At 69.3% G+C, this 20,923-nt stretch carries 18 protein-coding genes; 9 read left to right on the forward strand and 9 right to left on the reverse strand.

The annotated features are described in order from the left end of the window. Nucleotides 1-73 precede the first annotated feature (73 nt). From ABD172_RS08330 to ABD172_RS08340, 3 genes are all read right to left on the reverse strand, one after another. Nucleotides 74-1,240 (reverse strand): acyl-CoA dehydrogenase family protein, encoded by a 1,167-nt coding sequence (locus ABD172_RS08330; RefSeq protein WP_344308678.1) that lies wholly within the window; start codon nucleotides 1,238-1,240, stop codon nucleotides 74-76. A gap of 192 nt (nucleotides 1,241-1,432) precedes the next feature. Beyond that, complete coding sequence (locus ABD172_RS08335) at nucleotides 1,433-3,142, reverse strand: FumA C-terminus/TtdB family hydratase beta subunit (protein ID WP_344308680.1); 1,710 nt, start codon at nucleotides 3,140-3,142, stop codon at nucleotides 1,433-1,435. After that, nucleotides 3,139-4,329 carry a CaiB/BaiF CoA transferase family protein gene (locus tag ABD172_RS08340; RefSeq protein ID WP_344308682.1) on the reverse strand — a complete coding sequence of 397 codons (1,191 nt, stop codon included), beginning with the start codon at nucleotides 4,327-4,329 and terminating at the stop codon, nucleotides 3,139-3,141. Before ABD172_RS08340 ends, ABD172_RS08335 begins: the two co-directional genes overlap by 4 nt. 231 nt (nucleotides 4,330-4,560) lie before the next feature. Between ABD172_RS08340 and ABD172_RS08345 the strand changes: the two genes are divergently transcribed. The 4 genes from ABD172_RS08345 (at nucleotide 4,561) to ABD172_RS08360 (ending at nucleotide 8,389) form a co-directional block, all read left to right on the forward strand. Continuing rightward, on the forward strand, nucleotides 4,561-5,235 hold the full coding sequence (locus ABD172_RS08345; protein ID WP_344308684.1) for a GntR family transcriptional regulator: 675 nt from the start codon (nucleotides 4,561-4,563) through the stop codon (nucleotides 5,233-5,235). 214 nt (nucleotides 5,236-5,449) lie between these two features. After that, nucleotides 5,450-6,514: a DctP family TRAP transporter solute-binding subunit gene (locus ABD172_RS08350; protein ID WP_344308686.1), complete on the forward strand. Its 1,065-nt coding sequence runs from the start codon at nucleotides 5,450-5,452 to the stop codon at nucleotides 6,512-6,514. Between the two features lies 1 nt (nucleotide 6,515). Beyond that, a complete protein-coding gene (locus tag ABD172_RS08355; RefSeq protein WP_344308688.1) occupies nucleotides 6,516-7,112 on the forward strand; it encodes a TRAP transporter small permease in 597 nt (198 codons plus the stop codon). Continuing rightward, nucleotides 7,109-8,389 carry a TRAP transporter large permease gene (locus ABD172_RS08360; protein WP_344308689.1) on the forward strand — a complete coding sequence of 427 codons (1,281 nt, stop codon included), beginning with the start codon at nucleotides 7,109-7,111 and terminating at the stop codon, nucleotides 8,387-8,389. Before ABD172_RS08355 ends, ABD172_RS08360 begins: the two co-directional genes overlap by 4 nt. Before the next feature lie 115 nt (nucleotides 8,390-8,504). On the opposite strand, the gene ABD172_RS08365 is transcribed toward ABD172_RS08360, so the two are convergent. Further along, on the reverse strand, nucleotides 8,505-9,359 hold the full coding sequence (locus ABD172_RS08365) for a class I SAM-dependent methyltransferase (RefSeq protein WP_344308691.1): 855 nt from the start codon (nucleotides 9,357-9,359) through the stop codon (nucleotides 8,505-8,507). A gap of 120 nt (nucleotides 9,360-9,479) precedes the next feature. Then, nucleotides 9,480-11,015, reverse strand: coding sequence for a MocR-like pyridoxine biosynthesis transcription factor PdxR (gene pdxR, locus ABD172_RS08370; RefSeq protein WP_344308693.1), 1,536 nt, complete (start codon nucleotides 11,013-11,015; stop codon nucleotides 9,480-9,482). A gap of 79 nt (nucleotides 11,016-11,094) precedes the next feature. On the opposite strand from pdxR, the gene ABD172_RS08375 reads away from it, so the two are divergent. Further along, nucleotides 11,095-11,610, forward strand: a complete 516-nt coding sequence (locus ABD172_RS08375; protein WP_344308694.1) for a GNAT family N-acetyltransferase — start codon at nucleotides 11,095-11,097, stop codon at nucleotides 11,608-11,610. After that, complete coding sequence (locus ABD172_RS08380) at nucleotides 11,607-12,314, forward strand: GNAT family N-acetyltransferase (RefSeq protein WP_344308695.1); 708 nt, start codon at nucleotides 11,607-11,609, stop codon at nucleotides 12,312-12,314. Before ABD172_RS08375 ends, ABD172_RS08380 begins: the two co-directional genes overlap by 4 nt. Before the next feature lie 68 nt (nucleotides 12,315-12,382). Here the strand turns inward: ABD172_RS08380 and ABD172_RS08385 are convergent, their stop codons facing one another. The 4 genes from ABD172_RS08385 to ABD172_RS08400 all read right to left on the reverse strand — a co-directional run bounded on the left by ABD172_RS08385 (nucleotide 12,383) and on the right by ABD172_RS08400 (nucleotide 16,499). Continuing rightward, entirely contained in the window at nucleotides 12,383-13,009 is a 627-nt protein-coding gene (locus tag ABD172_RS08385) for an isochorismatase family protein (protein WP_344308697.1), read from the reverse strand. 114 nt (nucleotides 13,010-13,123) lie between these two features. Further along, complete coding sequence (locus ABD172_RS08390) at nucleotides 13,124-13,597, reverse strand: hypothetical protein (RefSeq protein ID WP_344308698.1); 474 nt, start codon at nucleotides 13,595-13,597, stop codon at nucleotides 13,124-13,126. Nucleotides 13,598-13,616: 19 nt separating this feature from the next. Beyond that, on the reverse strand, nucleotides 13,617-14,276 hold the full coding sequence (locus ABD172_RS08395; RefSeq protein WP_344308700.1) for a dienelactone hydrolase family protein: 660 nt from the start codon (nucleotides 14,274-14,276) through the stop codon (nucleotides 13,617-13,619). 417 nt (nucleotides 14,277-14,693) lie between these two features. Further along, nucleotides 14,694-16,499, reverse strand: coding sequence for an L-lactate permease (locus ABD172_RS08400; RefSeq protein WP_344308702.1), 1,806 nt, complete (start codon nucleotides 16,497-16,499; stop codon nucleotides 14,694-14,696). Between the two features lie 310 nt (nucleotides 16,500-16,809). Between ABD172_RS08400 and ABD172_RS08405 the strand changes: the two genes are divergently transcribed. Genes ABD172_RS08405 through ABD172_RS08415 form a run of 3 tightly spaced genes read left to right on the forward strand, consistent with a single transcriptional unit; the run spans nucleotide 16,810 to nucleotide 20,894 of the window. Beyond that, the gene (locus tag ABD172_RS08405) at nucleotides 16,810-18,234 is read left to right on the forward strand and encodes an FAD-binding oxidoreductase (RefSeq protein WP_344308703.1); all 1,425 of its coding nucleotides are present in this window, start codon (nucleotides 16,810-16,812) and stop codon (nucleotides 18,232-18,234) included. Continuing rightward, a complete protein-coding gene (locus tag ABD172_RS08410) occupies nucleotides 18,231-18,674 on the forward strand; it encodes a GlcG/HbpS family heme-binding protein (protein ID WP_344308705.1) in 444 nt (147 codons plus the stop codon). The genes ABD172_RS08405 and ABD172_RS08410 overlap by 4 nt, the downstream gene beginning before the upstream one ends. A gap of 30 nt (nucleotides 18,675-18,704) precedes the next feature. Then, nucleotides 18,705-20,894 carry a malate synthase G gene (locus tag ABD172_RS08415; protein WP_344308707.1) on the forward strand — a complete coding sequence of 730 codons (2,190 nt, stop codon included), beginning with the start codon at nucleotides 18,705-18,707 and terminating at the stop codon, nucleotides 20,892-20,894. Nucleotides 20,895-20,923: the final 29 nt, after the last annotated feature.

The following is a 20,923-nucleotide window of genomic DNA, read 5'->3' on the forward strand; positions in this document are numbered from 1 at the left end:
CCCGGGTGCGATTCGGCACCCGGGCGCGTGGCGCCTCGGCGGTGGTGCTCCTGCGGGAGGAGCGGGGGAGTGCTCAGATCTTGTTGCGGCCGATGAGCTGCTTGGCGATGACACCCATCTGGATCTCGTTCGTGCCCTCACCGACGATCATGAGCGGGGCGTCGCGGTAGTAGCGCTCGACCTCGAACTCCGTCGAGTAGCCGTAGCCGCCGTGGACGCGGATGGCGTCGAGCGCGATCTCCGCGGCGACCTCGGAGGCGTGGTACTTCGCCATGCCGGCCTCCATGTCGACGCGTTCGCCGGCGTCGAAGCACCGGGCGGCGTGGAGGACGAGCTGACGGGCCGCCTCGAGCTTCGTCGCCATCTTCGCGAGGGTGTTGCCGACGGCCTGGTGCTTCCAGATCGGCTTGCCCATCGACTCGCGCTCCTGCGCGTACTTCACGGAGTCGTCGAGCGCGGCCTGACCCACACCGAGCGAGCGGGCGGCGACGTTGAGGCGGCCGGTCTCCAGGCCCTTCATCATCTGCTTGAAGCCCACACCCTCGGCGTCACCGAGCAGCTGCGCCTTCGGGACGCGGACGTCGGAGAAGGAGATCTCGCAGGACTCGACGCCCTTGTACCCGAGCTTCGGGAGGTCCTTCGAGACCTCGAACCCGGCGGGCACCTCGAAGTGCGGGTCCTTCTCGACGAGGACGATGCTGATGCCGCGGTGCGCCGGATCCGCCGCCGGATCCGTCTTGCACAGGAGGGCGACGAGCGAGGACTTCCGGGAGTTCGTGATCCACGTCTTCGTGCCGTTGATGACGTAGTCGTCGCCGTCGGCGATCGCGACGGTCTTCATCGCCTGGAGGTCGGAACCGCCGCCGGGCTCGGTGAGCGCCATGGTCGCGCGGATCTCACCGGTCGCCATCTTCGGGAGGTACTTCTCCTTCTGCTCGTCCGTGCCGAACAGGAGGAGGAGCTTGGAGACGACGGTGTGCCCACCCATGGCACCGGCGAGGGACATCCAGCCGCGGGCGAGTTCCTGGGCGATGAGGACGTAGGCCTCCGTGGACACCGCGCCGAAGCCCCAGGGTTCGGGGATCGCGAGTCCGAAGATCCCCATCTCCTTCATCTGCTCGATCCACTCGGTGGGGTACTCGTTCGCGTGTTCGATCTCGTTGACGCGCGGGCGGACATCCTTGTCGATGAATTCCGCGACGGTCTTGATCATCATCTGCTCTTCGGCGGTGATCGCCATGGTGCGGTGCTCCTTGGGGGTTCGGAATCGTCGGTGAATCCTGGAGGCGAGAATCCCGGATGCGAATTCTGTCGTGACTCCCGACACATGCTAGATCAATTCATTCGCGGTCGTGAATGATGGGCGGGTCATTGTTGCTGTGGCGGGAATAGTGGCTTCCGTTCCGCGGGTGCGCCGGCGCGGCGCCGTCCCTCACAGTGCGGTCCCGTCCTGCGCGGCCGTGCGTGTACGGCCCAGGCCGAGCGCGGCGACCCCGGTGCGGTCGAAGAAGTCGTGGCCCTTGTCGTCGACGACGACGAAGGCCGGGAAGTCCTCGACCCGGATCCGCCATACGGCCTCCATCCCGAGGTCCTCCATGTCGAGCACCTCGACCTCGGTGATGCACTCGGCGGCGAGGCGCGCGGCCGGTCCGCCGACCGATCCGAGGTAGAACCCGCCGAACTCCCGGCAGGCATCCGTGACGGCTCGCGAACGATTGCCCTTGGCGAGCATGACGAAGGATCCACCGGCGGCCTGGAAATCCCGGACGTACGTGTCCATGCGCGCGCCCGTCGTCGGACCGAAGGAGCCACTCGGCATTCCCTCGGGAGTCTTCGCCGGGCCCGCGTAGTACACGGGGTGGTCGCGGAAGTATGCGGGCAGTTCCTCTCCCTTCTCGAGGAGGGCGCGCAGGCGGGCGTGCGCGATGTCGCGGGCGACGATCATCGTGCCGGTGAGGGAGAGGCGGTCGCCGACCTCCCGCTCGGACAGCTGGGCGCGGATCTCGTCCATCGGCCGGTCGAGGTCGATCCGGGTGACGTCCCCGGACTCGATCTCCTCGGCGGTCCGGGCGGCCGGGAGGAACTGCGCCGGGTCGTGCTCGAGCTGTTCGAGGAACACACCGTCCGCGTCGATCCGGGCGATCACCTGGCGGTCGGCGGAACAACTCACCGCGAGCGCGACGGGCAGGGAACCGTTGTGCCGGGGGAGACGGACGACGCGCACGTCGTGGCAGAAGTACTTCCCGCCGAACTGCGCGCCGAAACCGAGGTTCTGCGTGAGCTCGAAGACCTTCTGTTCGAACTCCGGATCGCGGATCCCGTGCCCCGTCCGTGCATCACCCGAGGTGGGGAGGTCGTCGAGGGAGTGCGCACTCGCGAGCTTCGCGGTCTTGAGTGCGTACTCCGCCGTCGTCCCGCCGATGACCACTGCGAGGTGGTACGGCGGGCACGCCGCGGTGCCGAGCGTCGAGATCTTCGCGGCGAGGAAGTCGAGCATCCGCTCCTCGTCGAGGACGGCCTTCGTCTCCTGGTAGAGGAACGACTTGTTCGCGCTGCCGCCGCCCTTCGCCATGAAGAGGATCTCGTAGCCGGGCTTCGCATCGAGGGAGAGGTCGATCTGGGCGGGCAGGTTCGTCCCCGTGTTCACCTCGTCGAAGAGGCTCAGGGGTGCGAGCTGGGAATAGCGGAGGTTGAGCTCGGTGTACGCCGCGTGCACACCCCGGGCGAGGTACTCGGCATCGTGACCGTCGGTGAGGACGTTCGCCCCGCGCTTGCCGGTGATCACCGCGGTGCCGGTGTCCTGGCACATCGGCAGGACCTCGCCGGCGCTCACGACCGCGTTCTCGAGCAGGTCGAGGGCGACGTACTTGTCGTTCGCGCTCGCCTCCGGATCGTCGAGGATCCGGCGCAGGCTCGCGAGGTGATCGGTACGGAGGAAGTGGGAGACCTCGGTGAACGCCTCCTTCGCGAGCTGCGTGAACACCTCGGGTTCGATGCGGAGGAACTCCTGTTCCTGCAGTGTGCCGTCGGGGCCGGGCACCTGGGCCCGCACTGCGCTCACGCCCTCGATCCCGAGGCGCCGCATCCGCGCGGTCGAGCGTCCCGTGGGCAGGAGGGGGGAGTATGCGAAGGTGCCGGTCATGCGCGGGTGCTCCCCGCCTCGGCGGTGGAAGCCGGCTCCGGTGCGAAGCCGAACTCCCGGAGGATCGCCTCGGTGTGGGCACCGACCGCCGGGATCGGATCCATGCGGTACTCGACGCCGTCCATCGCAACCGGGGGCAGGAGCATCTCGATGGGGCCGGCCTCGGTGTCGACCGGGTGCCAGCGGTCGCGCTCGAGCAGCTGGGGGTGTGTCGCGAGCTCGGACATGTCGCGCTGCCGGGCATGGGCGACGTCGGCCACGGAGAGCAGGGCGTCCACCTCGTCGCCGGTGAGGGAGGCGAAGGCCGCGTGGACGATCTCCTCGAGGTCCTCGCGATGGGCGAAGCGGTGGGCGGCGCGGTCGAAGCGAGGGTCGGTGGCGAGTGCGGGGTTCTCGAGCGCGATCCGGCAGAAGCGTTCCCATTCGCGTTCGTTCTGGATCGCGAGGACGATCTGCGTGCCGTCCCCGCACGTGAAGGTGCCGTAGGGGGCGATCGCGGCGTGGGAGGTGCCGGCGCGGACCGGGCGCGTGCCGCCGTACCGCGTGAAGTAGAGCGGGTAGCCCATCCACTCGGCGAGCGAGTCGAAGAGATTCACGTCGATCGTCGCGCCCTCGCCCGTGCGTTCGCGGCGGAACAGGGCGGTGAGGACACCCGAGTACGCGTACATGCCGGCGGCGATGTCCGCGGTGGAGATGCCCGTCTTCGCGGGGAACTCCTCGGTGCCGGTGACGGACACGAGGCCCGCCTCCGACTGCACGAGCGCGTCGTAGGCCTTCGCGGTGCGGTACGGGCCCGAGGTGCCGTAGCCGGAGATCGACACGTGGACGAGGCGCGGATTCGCCTCCCGGAGGCGCGCGGCCCCGAGCCCGAGGCGCTCCGCGGCTCCCGGCGCGAGGTTCTGGACGAAGACATCGGCCTGGGTCACGAGGGCGTCCATGATCTCCGCGCTCGCGGGGTCCTTGAGGTCGAGGGCGACGCTCTCCTTGTTCCGGTTGATCCACACGAAGTGACTGCTGAGTCCGTTCACCGTCGTGTCGTACCCGCGGGCGAAGTCCCCGGAGCCGGGGCGTTCGATCTTGATGACCCGGGCGCCGAGGTCCGCGAGCTGCCGGGTGGCGAAGGGGGCTGCGACGGCCTGCTCGAGGCTCACCACCGTGATGCCGTCGAGCGGGAGCGGGTGGGACATGGAACCTCCGGCGGGTCGGGCGGGCGGGGACGGGTGCGGGTGTGGAGCTCCGGGGACGGGTGCGGGGAGGGAAGGTGCGACCCCGGCGCCCTTGCCGGGCCCGCCCGAGCATTCTTGCACGGATCATGTATCAGGAGTCAAGATCATGCATGAAGAGCTGCGGGTGGTCGTCGGCCGGTAGGCTGGGCGCGGCCCGGACGCCTGCCGGGACGACAGCGAGGAGACAGCGGCATGGGAACTGCGGAGACGAAGCGCGACATCGTCACCTACGGCTTGCGTCGGAAGATCCTCGCCGGTGAACTCGAGCGCGGTGCGCGTCTGCGCCAGGACGAGGTCGCCGAGTGGTTCTCCGCCTCCATCACCCCGGTCCGGGAGGCCCTGCGTCTCCTCGAGGCCGAGGGGCTCGTGACTTCGGAGGCGCACCGTGGAGTGCGCGTCGCCGGGGTCGACATGGACCGCCTCAAGGCGCTCTACGTCACCCGGACGCTCACCGAGTGCTTCGCCCTCGAACGCGCGACGACGCGGATCTCCCGGCACGAACTGCGGAAGGCCGAGCGGCTCCTCGAACAGCTCGGCGAGGCCTCTGCCGCGGGTGATGCGGCCGCGCGCAACGCCTTCAACCAGCAGTTCCACTTCTTCTTCTACGACCACTGCGGCCTGCCCGGTCTGCGGGCGGACATCGAGGCCCGGTGGCGAGCCTTCCCCTGGGACCTCACGCTCGACCGGACCGAGCGCCTCGACGAGGTGCACGGGGAGCATCAGGAGATCGTCGAGGCGGTGCGGGCGGTCGACCCGCCCCGCGCGGCGGCCGCACTCAAGGTGCACATCGGGCACGGGTTCCGGCGCCTCGCCGAGGCGGCGGCCGGCGGTCCCGTCACGGACCCCTTCGATCTCGACGCGGACTGAAGGACCGACCCTGCCGGGATCGGCGGTGCGGTGATCGCCCCGGTGAGGGGCGCCTCGGCGGTTTCATACATGATCTGCATGTTCATATTGGATTCGGCCGTACGAGTCCGTACACTCGGGGCGAAGTGGTCCCGGTCACACAGGCGTGGCGCCCCTCAGCGGAGGGTGGGACCGGGAGTAATCGAGCTCCCGCACGATCCTCATGGAGCAGACGATGAAGTCACCCCGTACAGCACGTGTCACCGCCGGAATCGCGGCCACCGGAGCGCTTCTCCTGGCGCTGAGTGCATGTTCCGGCGCCCGCAGCGGAGGCGGCGCCGAGAGCACAGCCGGCTCGGGCGAAGCGGAGTACGTACTCAAGTTCTCCCACGTCACCACCTCGTCGACTCCGAAGGGCAAGGCCGCGGACTTCTTCGCCGAGGAACTCGAGAAGGCGTCGGACGGTCGCATCGACGTCGAGATCTACCCGAACTCCGAGCTCTACGGCGACAAGGACGAGATGCAGGCCATCCAGTCGAACGCCGTGCAGATGCTCGCCCCCGCGAGCGCGAAGTTCACGACCGTCGCGCCGAGTCTCCAGGTCCTCGACCTGCCGTTCCTCTTCGACGACCCCTCCGAGATCCCCGAGGTCGCGAGCCCCGACACCGCGGTCGGGAAGGCGATCTACGCGAACGAGGACCTCGAGGCCAACGGCATGAAGGTCATCGGTCTGTGGGACTCGGGAATGAAGCAGATCCACTCGAACAACGAGACCCGGACCCCGGAGGACACGCAGGGCAAGAAGTACCGGATCCAGCCGTCCGACGTGTTGCGGTCGCAGTTCGAGGCGTGGGGAGGAGTGCCGACCCCGCTCGCCTTCGCCGAGGTCTACAGCGGTCTGCAGCAGGGGCTCATCGACGGCGGTGAGAACACGTACTCGAACATCGAGTCGCAGAACATGCACACGGTGCAGTCCTACGTGACGGAGTCGAACCACGGATACATCGGGTACGTCGCCGTCGTGAACAACGACTGGTTCGAGAGCCTGCCGGACGACCTCCAGACCGTTGTCGAGGAGACGGCGACTGCCGCTGCGGAGTACAACCGGTCGGAGGCCCAGGCCGTGAATGACGAGTCGAAGCGCGTCATCGAGGAAGAAGGGTCGACGGAGATCGTGGAGCTCACCGACGAGGAACGGCAGGCGTTCGAGGACCTCGTGGTCCCGTCCGTGTACGAGCAGTACCGCGATGTGATCGGTGACGAGATCATCGACGAGCTGTTGGCGCGCCAGGAGGGCTGACGTGCGGTTCCTCCGAGCTCTCGACTCCGTCCTCGGCTGGATCGAGAACATCATCGCAGGCGTGTCCCTCGTCCTCGCATGCCTCATCGCGATCGTGTCCGTGGTGCTGAGGGAGACGACCGGCTTCGTCATCTTCTGGTCCGAGGAGGCGATCATCTATCTCATCATCTTCTCGACCTTCTTCGGTGCCGTCATCGTGCTCCGGCGGAACGAGCACGTGAACGTCGACATCCTCCCGGTGCTGTTGCGGGGCAGGGCGAAGAAGGTCGTGATGCTCATCGGCTTGCTCGCCACGATCGTTTTCGCGCTCGGGATCGGGGTCCTCGCATGGATGCTCATCGCAGAGCCCTTCTCGCACACGACGATCACCCCGGCGCTCAAGGCGCCACTGTGGGTGCTCGAACTGTCGATTGCTGTCGGGATGACGCTGTTCTTCGTGCGGGCGGTGGAAATGGTCGTGCGCACGATCCTCACGCCGTCCTCCGAACTCGGTCGGGACGTCCTTGCGGAGGAGGCGGAGGCCGCGGGACTCGACGCCGATCTCGTCGAGTCCGGGCGGGCGGCCCTGCAGCACCCGGACGGAGGTGAGAAGCGATGATGGAGGCCTCGCTCGCACTCGTCGTCATCCTCGTGGCGCTGCTGCTCGGATCCGCTCCGATCGCGGTCGCACTCGGACTCACGAGTCTGCTCTACTTCTACTACTTCACGACCGTGCCGCTCACCCAGGTACCGGAACGCCTGTTCAATTCGCTCAACTCCTTCCCGCTCATGGCCATCCCGTTCTTCGTGCTGGCGGCGAACATCATGTCCCGGGGTGGGATCTCGAAACGCCTCACGGACTTCGGCGCGTCCCTCGTCGGGCACTTCCGGGGCGGGCTCGCGATCACCACGGTCCTCGCGTGCATGTTCTTCGCCGCGGTGTCCGGATCGTCGCCGGCGACGGTGGTCGCGGTCGGTGCGATCATGATCCCCGCGATGCTCAAGAACGGGTATCCGAAGGAGTTCTCGACCGGCATCGTGGCGACGTCGGGGTCGCTCGGCATTCTCATCCCGCCGTCGATCCCGCTCATCGTGTACGGCATCTCGACCGAGCAGAACATCGGCAACCTCTTCGTCGCCGGGGTGTTGCCGGGCATCGTGGCGGGTGTCCTGCTGCTCGTCATGGTGGTCTTCGTCGCGTGGCGGCGGAAATACGGACTGGCCGGCGGAGAGTACCGGGCGACCGGGAAGCAGCGTCTGCTCGCGTTCCGTGACGCGATCCTCGCGCTGCTGCTGCCGGTCGTCGTCCTCGGTGGTATCTACTCGGGGTTCTTCACCCCCACCGAAGCGAGTGCTGTCGCCGTGGCGTACTCGCTCATCGTCTCCTTGTTCATCTACAAGGAGTTGAAGTTCCGGCAGCTGTGGGATGTCGTCATCACATCGGCGCGGACCTCCGCGATGGTGATGTTCATCATCGCGAACGGCATCCTCTTCACCTTCGTGCTCGCGAGCGAACGGATCCCGGGGACCGTGTCGGAGGCGATCGCTGCCTGGGACCTCCAACCCTGGCAGTTCCTCATCCTCGTGAACATCCTGCTGCTGTTCGTCGGGTGCGTGATGGAGACGTCCTCGGCGATCCTCATCCTCGCGCCGATCCTCCTGCCGATCGCACTCGAGCTCGGGATCGATCCGATCCACTTCGGCATCATCGTCGTGATGAACCTCGAGATCGGCATGATCACGCCGCCGCTCGGCCTCAACCTGTTCGTCGCGTCCGGGATGAGCGGGATGAGCGTGCTCCAGGTGGCGAAGGCGGCGCTCCCGTCCGCGCTCGTCCTCCTGCTCGCCCTCGCGATCGTCACGTTCGTGCCGTTCCTGTCGACGGCGTTCATCTAGGGGCGGCGAGGCGGGACGCGTATGCCGGCCGGGTTTGTGCGTCGCCCACACGGAAAAGTTCCATGATGGCGGCTCGCGCGAACCTCCATCATGGAACTTTCCCGTGTCCGCGCGGTCAGTCCGCCGAGGACTCCGACTCCATCACCGACCCACTGTCCCACGCCCACAGGGTGATCGTGTGGACGTCGATGTCGAACTCCTCGGGGAGTCCGGCGGCCTCGATCTCCGCGCGGAGTGCCTGCTTCTCGGAATCCGGGAGCACGTTGTACTGCGAGATCGTGAAGATGTGCGCGAGCCACTGCTCCCGCGTGTACCGCGCTCGCCGCAGGTACGTCCTCATCTCGGTCGCGAGCCCCTCGTTCCCGAGCGCCTGTTGCGCCGGTGCCACTTGAGTCTCCGGGTGATCGGCGCGTTCCTTCGTGTCCGCGTGCCAGTCGAAGCCGCGCACCCGCTCGAGCTCCCCGATGACGGTCCGGACCTCGGCCGGCGGGATGAGTCGGTTCCACGCGAGCACCGCGGTCCGGCGGGGCGGTCGCCGAGGCTCCGCGTCCCCACCATCCGGTGTCACCGAACCCTTGGGGGTCCGCAGCATCCCGGCGAGCTTCGGGGCGCCGAGTGTCGGATTCACCCAGTGCCACGACGTGCCGAAGGTGATGAGGTCGAAGGCGCGGCCGGCCGGGTCCCAGTCCTCGAAGGTGCCCTGTTCGACGGTGAAGCCCTTGGAACGGGCGAGGTCCGCCATCGCCGGATCCGGGTCGACGCCGGTGACCGTGAGGCCGAGGTCGTGCAGGTGCTCGGCGAGGATGCCCGTCCCGGTACCGACGTCGAGCGCGGTCCGGGCGCCGAGCGCGCGGATGTCCTCGAGGAGCTCGTCGGGGTACCGCGGCCGGGACGCGTCGTAGTCCGCGGCGACCGCGCCGAAGGAACGTGCACGTGCGGCATCGGCATGGCGGGGGAGTCGGGTGGCCATGAGCCCTCCTTCGATCCGGGAACCGGTGGGCCCGATCGTACCCGGGGCGTCCGAGGGTCGGTATCGACCGAGCACGCGCAGCGGGGCGGCTCGCGGCGGGACAGCACGCTGCAGGACGGTTCAGCTGCACACCTCGAGCACGAGGCGCAGCCCCCGGCGCAGGTCGAGGTCCGTCGGAGCGCCGTACCCGAGGACGATCCCGTTCCGCCGATCCGACGTCGTCCGGTGGTAGTACCGGTCGAGCGAGGCGACGAGGACGTCACGGCGCCGGAGCGCAACGGCGGCTTCGGCGGAGGTCCGGCTGCCCTCCCACGAGAGTGTGGCGTGCAGCCCTCCCTCGAGCGCATCGAGCCGGACCGTCGCCGGCAGCGCGGAGAGGGTGTCGAGCACGAGACGCCGCCGATGGGCGTACTCGCGTCCGACGCGGGTGAGGTGCCGCCGCAGCCCGCCGGTGCGGAGGAACTCCGCGAGTGCGGACTGCACGAGCCCGGAGACGGGAGTCCCGAGGTCCGTGCGGGCGGCGAGGATCTCCTCGCGCATCCGCGGATCCGGGACGACGAGGTATCCGCACCGCAGCCACGGGGACAGGGTCTTCGAACAGCTCCCGACGAGGACGACCCGGCGCTCGGAGTCGAGCGAGGCGATCGCCGGGAGGGCGCGGGCTCCGTGCCGGAACTCGCTGTCGTAGTCGTCCTCGACGATCACCGCGTCGTGGGTCCGCGCCCACTCGAGCACGGCCAGACGGGCGGCGACGGGAAGGCGGCCCCCGAACGGGTACTGGTGACTGGGGGTGAGGAGGACGGCCGCGGCGTCGAGCGTCGCGAGCGCCTCGACGTCCATGCCGTCGGGGCCCACGGGCACCGGCACGGTCGTTCCGCCGAGCCGCTCGATCGTCGTGCGCGACGGGACGTGACCGGGGTCCTCCGTGGCGATGCGCAGGAGGTCCGTGCCTCCCGCGGTATCGCGATCGCCCAGCGGAAATTCCTGTCGTGCACCGGAACGGAGCGCGTGCAGTGCGTGCACGACGAGCCCGAGTCCGTCCGTCGTGCCCGCGGTGACGACGACGTCCTCGGGTGCACAGGGCACGCCGCGCGCGGAACGCACATGCGCGGCGAGTGCCGCACGCAGTTCCTCCGTCCCCGCGACGGGTGGAAGTCCGGACGGAAGTCCGGCCCGGATCGCGGTGCGCCATGCGGCCGTCCACTCCCGACCGGGCGACAGAGCGGTCGAGGGGTTCCCCGGCGTGAGGTCGAGCACCGCGGGCGCCGCCGTGCCGGAAGGTGAAGCGGAGCGCCGAGACGCCGGCACCTCGGGCGAGGAACGCCGGCCGGCGGGTGCGGGGCCTGCGTGCGACGCCGAAGCGGCCGGTCCGACGGACCCCGCGAGATCGGCGAGCTCCTCGGTCACGAAGGTTCCCGATCCCGGGAGGCTCTCGGCGTAGCCCTCGCTCACGAGGTCCTCGTAGACGGCGACCGCCGTGCCACGTGCGATGCCGAGCGAGCCCGCGAGGACACGCGTCGACGGCAGCGGGGTCGCGGGTGCGAGGCGACCGTCGAGGATCGCCGTCCGGATCTGTGTGACGAGATGGGCGCGCACGGTGACGCCTGGGGGAGGTTCGGGCGTGAGGACGAGGTCCATGGGGAACGCGTGACGCATGGGGTCACGTTACCGGACCATTCGAATCCGTCGATTCCGGACCATCGAGTGGTCCGTCCGAGTCCTTATGCTCACGAGCATGACCACTTCTGCAGTCTCCTCGAAGGCCGAATCCCCCGTTTCCCCGTCCACCCTCGACCTCACGGTCCGCCCGGTCGCCGCCGCGGACGAAGCCCGCTGGAAGGAACTCTTCCGCGCGTACCGTGACTTCTACGAACTCACTCCCGACGAGACGATCGTCGAACGCGTGTGGGGTTGGATCTCCGACCCCGACCACGAGTGCCGCGCCCTCGTCGCCGAGGACTCCGACCTCGGGATCATCGCGCTCGCCGACTACCGCACCTTCTCCCGCCCGAGCGCCGGCATGACCGGGATCTGGCTCGACGATCTCTTCACCGACCCCGAGGTCCGCGGTTCCGGCGCCGGGCGCGCGCTCATCGCCCGTCTGCAGGAGATCGCCGGGGCGGAGGGCGCCTCGGCGGTCCGGTGGATCACCGCGGAGGACAACCACCGCGCGCAGATCCTCTACACGAAGGTCGGTACCCGCACCCGTTGGGTCACGTACGACGCCGCCGCGGTCGCACCGGAGGCGTGAGCGTGTCGCCGAGGACGAACGAGTACGGCCAGCCGATCGGAGAGGCGCTCGCCGACTGGTCGCCGCGTCCCCTCCCGAACGCGGACCGGATCGCGGGCCGCACGTGCACGCTCGAACGGTTGGATCCGGCCCGGCATGCGGAGTCGCTCGTGGCGGCGCACGCCGAGGCGCCGGACGGCCGGGACTGGACGTACCTGCCGGTGGGGCCGTTCGCCTCGGCGGCGGACCGCCGGGCCTGGCTGGAGACCGCGGCGGCGAGCGAGGACCCGCGCCATTACGCGGTCCTCGACGCGACCGGCGAGGCGGTCGGCGCCCTCGCGCTCATGCGGCACGACCCCGCGAACGGAGCCATCGAGGTCGGTCACGTGACCTTCTCCCCGCGGATGCAACGGACCGTGGCCTCGACGGAGGCACAGTTCCTCCTCATGCGGTACGTGTTCGACGAGCTCGGGTACCGCCGGTACGAATGGAAGTGCGACACCCTCAACGCGCCCTCGATGAAAGCGGCCGCGCGCCTCGGATTCACCTATGAGGGCACGTTCCGACAGGCCGTCGTCTACAAGGGGCGTTCACGCGACACCGCGTGGTTCTCGATCACCGACTCCGAATGGCCGGACCGTCGTGCGGAGTTCGAGCGGTGGCTGGATCCCGCGAACTTCGACGGGGACGGGGTGCAGAGGACGCGGTTGGCGCACGGGATGTGAGCGCCCGGACGTGAAACGCACGCACGTACGCGAGCGGTCGCCGAGGCGATCGACAGCCGCTCCTGTTCTCACACCGTCGGGCGCACGTCCACTCCCGCGGCCCGCAACTCCTCGCACACCGCGGGGACGCGGGTGGGGTCGACGGCGGCGACGTAGTCGGTGAGGACCGTGGTGCGGAACCCCTCCGCGGCGGCGTCGAGGGCGGTGGCGCGGACGCAGTGGTCGGTCGCGATCCCGACGACATGCGCGTCCGTGATGTCCGCAGCACGGAGCACGTCTGCGAGCGTCCGCCCGTCCGCGTCCGTGCCCTCGAACCCCGAGTACGACGGCACCCCGAACCCCTTCCGCACCCACGCCTCGATCCGCGTGGAGTCGAGGTCGGGGTGCGGTTCGGCGCCGTCCGTGCCGCGGATGCAGTGCGGCGGCCACGAGTCGACGAAGTCGGGTTCCTCCGGCGGGAGCGCGATGTGGCCGGCGTTCGTCGAATCCGGGGCGTGGTCGTCGCGGGTGCCGACCACGAGGGCGTAGTCCTCCGCCGAGGCGCCGAGCAGTCCCGAGATCGCGCGGGCGGTGGCCGCCCCGCCGTCCACCCCGAGGGCTCCGCCCTCGCAGAAGTCGTTCTGCACGTCGACGACGACGAGCGCGGTGCGGGGGATCGTGTCGGTGGTCGTGTGGGTCATGCTCGGGTCGGACATCTGCGGTCTCCTCGATCCTCGGAGTGGTGGAACGGGTGGTCGCCGAGAGAGCTCAAGCGGCGAGTCCCGGGTTATGTTCCGAGTGGATGGCTACGAAGCCGTCCACTCGAGAGATTACCCGTGACTCGGCGGTGGGGTGGCGTGGTCGGGGAGGCAGTCCGCGGCTGCCCGCAGGACAGCGAGTGCGTCCTCGGTACGGCCGTCGGCCCACGTGAGCAGCAGCCGGGGCCGCATGCCGTTGGTGTAGACGGACACCATGTAGTCGGCCTCGCTCACGGGCGTTGACCCGTGACCCGGACTGCCTGAAGCGCCGGAACAACTGCCACCGCCGGACGCCCCGGAACCGTCCGTACCTCCCGAACCGTCCGGATCCGGCAGCGCCACCGACCCGAGCACGAGCACCGGGGAGTCCTCCCGCATCGCCACGAGCATCGCCGTCTTCCGCGAGAGCGGGGACCGTCCGAGTTCTCCGAGCGCCGAGGCGAGGGTGACGGAGATGCCGTCCTCGGGCGGTGCCTCCGCGCCGGAGCGCAATGCGGAATCCGCGCTGCCGGAGCGCGCCTCCGAAACCTCTGCGCCGGATCGCACCCCGGTTTCCGCTCCGCCGTCAGCCGACATGCGTGTGGAAGAACGCCACCGAGCGCTCCCAGGCGGTCCGCGCTGTCTCCGGGTCGAAGCGGTCGCGTTCGTCGCAGCAGAATCCGTGATCGGCGTCGCAGGTGTACACGTCGACGCCCGGGTGGGCCTTCGCGAGCGCCTCCACCTGTTCCATCGGGATCCCGTGGTCCTGCGCGCCGAAGTGCGTCTCGAGGGGTGCCTTCGGAGTCATGCCGATGTACCCGTCGATGCCTCCGCCGTAGTACGCGGAACCCGCGGCGATCCCGTCGACGTTCGCGGCCGCACGCCACGTGAGCATCCCGCCGAAGCAGTACCCGGTCACGCCCACCTTCCCGCCCTCGGCGGCGGCCTCCACCGCGGCCGCGAGGTCGAGGAGCGCGGTCTCCTGGGAGAACTGCTGCATGATCTCGCGCGGCAGACGGGAGTAGTCGTCGGTCTCGTAGCCGAACTCGACCCGGTCGAACATCGCCGGAGCGATGACGAGGTACCCCTCCGCCGCCCAGCGGTCCGCCATCGACCGGACCCAGTGGTTGATGCCCCACACCTCGCCGACGAGCACGACACCACCCCGGGGTGTGTCCTCCGGTTCCGCACGGTAGGCGTTGAGTTCGAAACCGTCCGAGGCGGTGAGCAGGATGCGCGAGTTCATGGGGATCCCCTGAGGTCGGGGGTGAGTGGAACGGATGGCCGAGGCGAGGGACCGGGTCCGGGCACGGCGCCGGGGCCGTGCCCCGGTGGGGCTCCGCTCGTCACGGTAGCGGATGTGCGACGCGGGGTGGAGGGGTTCCGCCGAGTGCGCGATCGGCGGCGGTCGCCGACCTTCGTATCGCAATTGGCTGCTGGGTTTCGGCGAAATCGCGCATTCAATCGCGACGTGAGGGGCACAGCAGCAGGGAATCGTGATCGCGAGGCATTCCGCCCAACGCGGCCGGCCCCGACCCTCCGGCGCGGACTGCGCAGGCGGGGCGGGGCCGGGAGAGGCGGGTCGCCTCGGCGGTTCCGGGAACCGCGTGCCCGGGTGCGGGACGGTTCCGGGGCCGAGGCACCTCGGCGGTCGGTGCTGCCGTCAAGCGGTGGCGACGAGCGGCCTGCCCTTCGACCGATTGAGCCCGATGAGCACGGCCACGAGCGCGACGACGTAGACGACGAGGAGGATCGTGCCGACGTTGAACCCGAACCCGTTGAGGCCGATGTACGCGAGGATGCCCGCGAGGAACGCGTACGCGAGCATGGGGATCGCGGTCCGGCGGATGACGTCGCCCTCACGGCCGAGCAGGCCGACGGTCGCAGCCGCGGCCGCGACGTTGTGGACCGCGACCATGTTGCCGGCGGCGCCGCCGACGGCCTGGGCCGCGACGACCGTCTCCGGGCTCGCCGCACCGATGTTCACGCCGGTGGAGAACTGGAACTGCGCGAACATCGTGTTCGACACCGTGTTGGACCCGGCGACGAACGCGCCGAGCGCGCCGATGAACGGAGCGACGATCGGCCAGGACTGACCGAAGGTGCCGGCGGCCGCCTCCGCGAGGACGATCGGCATCGAGGCGAGGCCCGAGTCGTTGTAGTCGGCACCGGAGTTGATGAACACGCGCACGAGCGGGAGCGTGCACATGAGAGTGACGCCGGCGCCGAGGATCTGCCCACCGGCGAGCTTCCACGAGGACCCGATCTGCTGCTTCGACATCCGGTGGAGAAGGTACGTGATGCCGGCGGCGAGGACGAAGAGTGCGCCGGGGGAGTACAGGAGGTCCATCTTCTGCGAGATCCCGGTGCCGAAGATGTCGTTGACCTGGATGGCGGCGGGGCCTCCCAGGAACGCCTTCACCGCGGGGATGTTGCGAGTGAGCAGGAGGAGGACCACGACGATCATGTACGGGGCCCAGGCGCGCACGAGCGACATGCGCTTGGTGAGGTGGGCGGCCTCCTCGGCGGGGTCGACGGTGCCCATCCACGTGGCCGGCCACTGCTCGCGCGGGGCGAAGTCCCATGTCTCCTTCGGCATGAGGAAGCCGGCACGGCTCGCGGTGATGACGATCGCGAGGCCGACGAGACCGCCGATGAGGGACGGGAACTCGGGACCGACGAACTTCGCGACGAGGTAGTACGGGACGACCATCGCGAGTGCGGAGAAGATCGCGAAGGGCCAGATCTTCAGACCGTCCGCGAAGCGGCGGTTCGCTCCGAAGACTCCCGTCATGAGGCACGAGATCACGAGAGGGATGAGGATGCCGCAGATGCCGTGGATGAGCGCCACCTGCGAGGCCGTGTGGGCGACGAAACCGCTCTGGTCGAGGCCGAGCTCCGCCGCACGGGCGGCGACGTCCGCCGACATCGAGCCGTCCTCCTGGGCGAGTCCGGTCCCGACGCCCGTGAGCATGGGGGTGCCGACGGCGCCGAAGCTCACCGGGGTCGACTGGATGACGAGGCCGGCGATGACCGCGGCCATCGCGGGGAATCCGAGTGCGAGCAGGAGCGGAGCGACGACGGCGGCCGGCGCACCGAAGCCGGCGGCACCCTCGATGAAGGAGCCGAAGAGCCAGGCGACGATGATGACCTGCACCCGGCGGTCCGGGGAGATCGACACGAAGCCGGCACGAATCGTCTCGATCGCGCCCGAACGGGTGACCGTCGCCAGGAGCAGCAAGGCTCCGAAGACGATCCACAGCAGACCGATCGCGACGAGCAGGCCCTGGACGACCGAGGCGCCGATCGTGACCCAGCCGATCTGCCAGAAGAAGTGCGCGGTGAGGGCCGCGACGACGAGGCCGATGGGCATCGCGTACTTGGCGGGCATCCGGAATCCGATGAGGAGTACGCCCGCCACGAGGATGGGGAAGACGGCGACGAACGCCGCCACTGCGAGGTTGTCCATGAAGAGTCCGATCCGCGGCATCGTTGCCGCATCAAGTCGGGGACCGCGGTGTCCCCGATGTTTTCTGCATCACAGAAAAATCATTCCGACCCGGGGAGCGTAACCGACCGGTTCCAGGCCCACAACAGCGGGGGTGCGGAATTTACCGCACTGATGCATGCGCTCGTGATCAGGGGTCTTGACAGCTGTTCAGTAGGGGTGCCGATGTGTTTCCGCAATACGGAAACACAATTCCATTATGAGCTCCGTGATGTTAGTCTCATCGCACCCAGATGCCACGGAAGGCAGCCAAGGAAGGACCTTTCCCCGCATGACACGCAATGATGCGCGCACCCTCGAGGAGCTGAAGGCAGCACTCCCCGCCGAAGTCCTCACGACGAATCCCGACACGATGGAGGCCTACCGCCGGGACCGGGCCAACGACCCGAACCCCGGCATGCCCCTCGTCGTCGTGCGGCCCACGACGACCGAACAGGTCCAGACCGTCGTGCGGATCGCCGCCGCCAACGGCACTCCGATCGTCCCGCGCGGCGCCGGCTCGAGCCTCTCCGGTGGCAGCACCGCCGTCGACGGTGCGATCACCCTGTCCGTCGACCGGATGAACACCATCACCGTCGACACCTCGACCCGGACCCTCACGACCGGTCCGGGCGCCATCAATGCCGAGGTGAAGGCAGCGGCCGCGGAGCACGGACTCTGGTACCCGCCGGACCCGGCGTCCTTCGAGTTCTGCTCGATCGGCGGCAACATCGCGACGAACGCCGGTGGCCTGTGCTGCGTCAAGTACGGCGTCACCACCGACTACGTCCTCGGGATGACGGTCGTCCTCGCCGACGGTCGGGCGATCAGGCTCGGCGGCCCCAAGCTCAAGGACGTCGCCGGTCTCTCGCTCACGAAGCTCTTCGTCGGCAGCGAGGGAACCCTCGGCATCATCACCGAGGTCACCCTCCGCCTCGTCCCCGCCCAGCGGCAGCCGACCACCCTCGTCGCGACCTTCCCCACTCTCGAGGCCGCCACGAACACCGTCATCGACGTCTCCCGCACCATGCGACCGTCGATGGCCGAGTTCATGGACCGCACGACGATCAACGCGGTCGAGGACGAGACCCGCATGGGCCTCGACCGCGAAGCAGCGGCGATGCTCATCTTCCAGTCCGACGAGGCCGGCGACCACGCCCAGACCGAGATCCTCGAGATCGAGCGCCTGTGCCACCACCACGGCGCCACCGAGTGCTACGCGACCGCGGACCCCGACGAGGGTGCCGCCTTCATCCAGGCCCGCCGTATGGCCATCCCCGCGGTGGAGAAGACCGGTGCGATCCTCCTCGAGGACGTCGGCGTCCCGGTGCCGCGCCTCGGCGATCTCGTCTCCGGGATCGCGGCGATCGCGCGGAAGCACGAGGTCTCCATCCCGGTCCTCGCGCATGCCGGCGACGGCAACACCCACCCCCTCGTCGTGTTCGACCCCACCGACGAGGCCATGAAGGACCGGGCCGAGCGGGCCTACGGGGAGATCATCGACCTCGCGATCTCCCTCGACGGCACCATCACCGGTGAGCACGGCATCGGCCGGATGAAGCGGCCGTGGCTCGTCGATCAGCTCGGTGAGGACGTCATGGAACTCAACCAGCGCATCAAGGACGCCCTCGACCCGCAGGGCATCCTCAACCCCGGATCCGTCTTCGCGATGCGACCGGAGACCCAGGTACACGTCGTAGCAGGAGGACAGCAGTGAGCGACACCCCCACCCATATCAGCACCCCGCAGATCGCCTACGCGAAGGCCGCCGAGGCCGTCGCCCTCGCCGTCGAGGAAGGTGCGAAGGTCGGCATCCCGGTCTCCGTCACCGTCGTCGACACCGCGCTCGGTCTCGTCGCCTACGGGCGTGCCGACGGGACGACTCCGCACTCGGTGGAGACCTCCCGCCGCAAGGCCCAGACCGCTGCCTCGACGCGCAAGCCCAGCGCCGCTGTCGTCCCGGAACTCGCCGAGGCGCTCGAACACGGCTCCGGCTTCGTCCTCACCCGCATCCCCGGTGGCCTCCCGCTGCAGTTCGACGGTGTGCACGTCGGCGGGCTCGGAGTGGCCGGTGGGCCGCCGCCGGTCGACGCCGAGATCGCTGCCGCGGTCATCGCCCGCCTCGGCGCCGACCCGGTGTCCGCACCCGCGTCCTGACCCGTTCCCTCCCACACTCACGGAGAACCCATGACTCTGCCGTCCCCCACCACCCAGCTCACCGAGACCCGCGCCGGCCTGCAGGTCGCCGCGCCCCTCCTGTCCTACGTCGAGTCAGAGGCGCTCCCGGCCGCCGGGATCGAACCGGACGCCTTCTGGTCCGGCGTCGCGTCGATCCTCGCGGACCTCGCGCCCCGCAACCGCGAGCTGCTCGCGGTCCGCGACGAAATCCAGGCGAAGCTCGACGAGTACCACCGCGCGAACCCCGGGCAGCCCGACCCCGCGCAGTACCGTGCGTTCCTCGAGGAGATCGGGTACCTCGTGCCCGAACCCGAGGACTTCACGATCACGACCTCGAACGTCGACACGGAGATCACCTCCCAGGCCGGCCCGCAGCTCGTCGTCCCGGTGACGAACGCGCGCTTCGCGATCAACGCGGCGAACGCCCGCTGGGGTTCCCTCTACGACGCGCTCTACGGCACCGACGCCATCTCCCAGGACGGGGACCTCGCTCCCGGGAAGGGCTACAACCCGACCCGCGGCGCCGCCGTCATCGCGAAGGCCCGTGAGGTGCTCGACGGGGCCGTCGCCCTGCAGACCGGCTCCCACGCGGACGCCGTCGCCTACCGCATCGAGGACGGTGCCCTCGTCGTCGAACTCGCCGACGGCACCGTCACCGCTCCCGCCGATCCCGCCGCGTTCCAGGGGTACAAGGGGGAGCCGACGGCGCCCACGAACGTCCTCCTGCTCCACAACGGCCTGCACCTCGACATCGTCATCGACCGCGAGGGCAACATCGGTTCGACCGACGCCGCCGGCATCCAGGACCTCGTCCTCGAGTCCGCGGTCACGACGATCGTCGACCTCGAGGACTCCGTGGCCGCCGTCGACGCCGAGGACAAGGCGCTGTGCTACCACAACTGGGCGGGCCTCGCCTGCGGCCGGCTCTCCGAGGAGGTGACGAAGGACGGGCGCACGTTCACCCGGTCCCTCGCCGGCGACCGCGAGTACACCGCCGCCGACGGTTCGGCCCTCTCCCTGCCCGGCCAGTCGCTCCTCTTCGTCCGCAACGTCGGGCACCTCATGACGAGCGATGCGATCGTCGACGCCGACGGCAACGAGGTCCCCGAGGGCATCCTCGACGCGATCCTCACGACGCTCGGTGCTCTGCCGGCACTGCGGGACGCCTCCGGCAACTCCCGCACCGGTTCGATGTACATCGTGAAGCCGAAGATGCACGGCCCCGACGAGGTCGCCTTCGCCGTCGAGACCTGCGCGCGCGTCGAGGAACTGCTCGGCCTGCCCGCCGGCACCCTCAAGCTCGGCATCATGGACGAGGAACGCCGCACCACGGTGAACCTCAAGGCGTGCATCAAGGCCGCCTCCGACCGCGTCGTCTTCATCAACACCGGCTTCCTCGATCGCACCGGCGACGAGATCCACACCTCGATGCAGGCCGGTCCGATGGTCCGCAAGGCCACGATGAAGTCCCAGGGCTGGCTCGCGGCGTACGAGAACGCGAACGTCGACACCGGCCTCGCCGCAGGGTTCTCGGGCACGGCGCAGATCGGCAAGGGCATGTGGGCGATGACCGACCTCATGGCGGACATGCTCGAGCAGAAGATCGGTCACGTGAAGGCCGGAGCAACCGCCGCCTGGGTGCCCTCGCCCACCGCCGCGACCCTCCACGCCCTCCACTACCACCAGGTGGACGCCTTCGCGGTGCAGAAGGAACTCGCCGGGCGCGCCCCGCAGTCGGTCGACGCGATCCTCGTACCGCCGCTCGGGGACGCGTCCGCGCTCACCGACGAGGACAAGCGCACGGAGATCGACGAGAACGTCCAGTCGATCCTCGGCTACGTCGTCCGGTGGATCGACCAGGGCGTCGGCTGCTCGAAGGTGCCCGACATCCACGACGTCGCCCTCATGGAGGACCGCGCGACCCTGCGCATCTCCAGCCAGCTGCTCGCCAACTGGCTCACCCACGGCGTCATCACGCTCGAGCAGGTCGACGAGGCGCTCCTGCGTCTGTCCGCCGTCGTCGACGAGCAGAACGCGGGCGATCCGGCGTACGAGCCCCTCGCCCCCGGCGGCGTCGGCGGTCTCGCGTTCAACGCGGCCCGCGAGCTCATCGTCGAGGGAACCTCGCAGCCGAGCGGTTACACGGAGCCGATCCTCCACCGCCTCCGCCGCGACAAGAAGGCCGCACAGGCGGCCTGAGCCGCACGTCCCACCCGAGGCGCCACGCG

The sequence above is a fragment of the Brevibacterium samyangense genome (genome assembly GCF_039529845.1).
Lineage (GTDB): Bacteria > Actinomycetota > Actinomycetes > Actinomycetales > Brevibacteriaceae > Brevibacterium > Brevibacterium samyangense.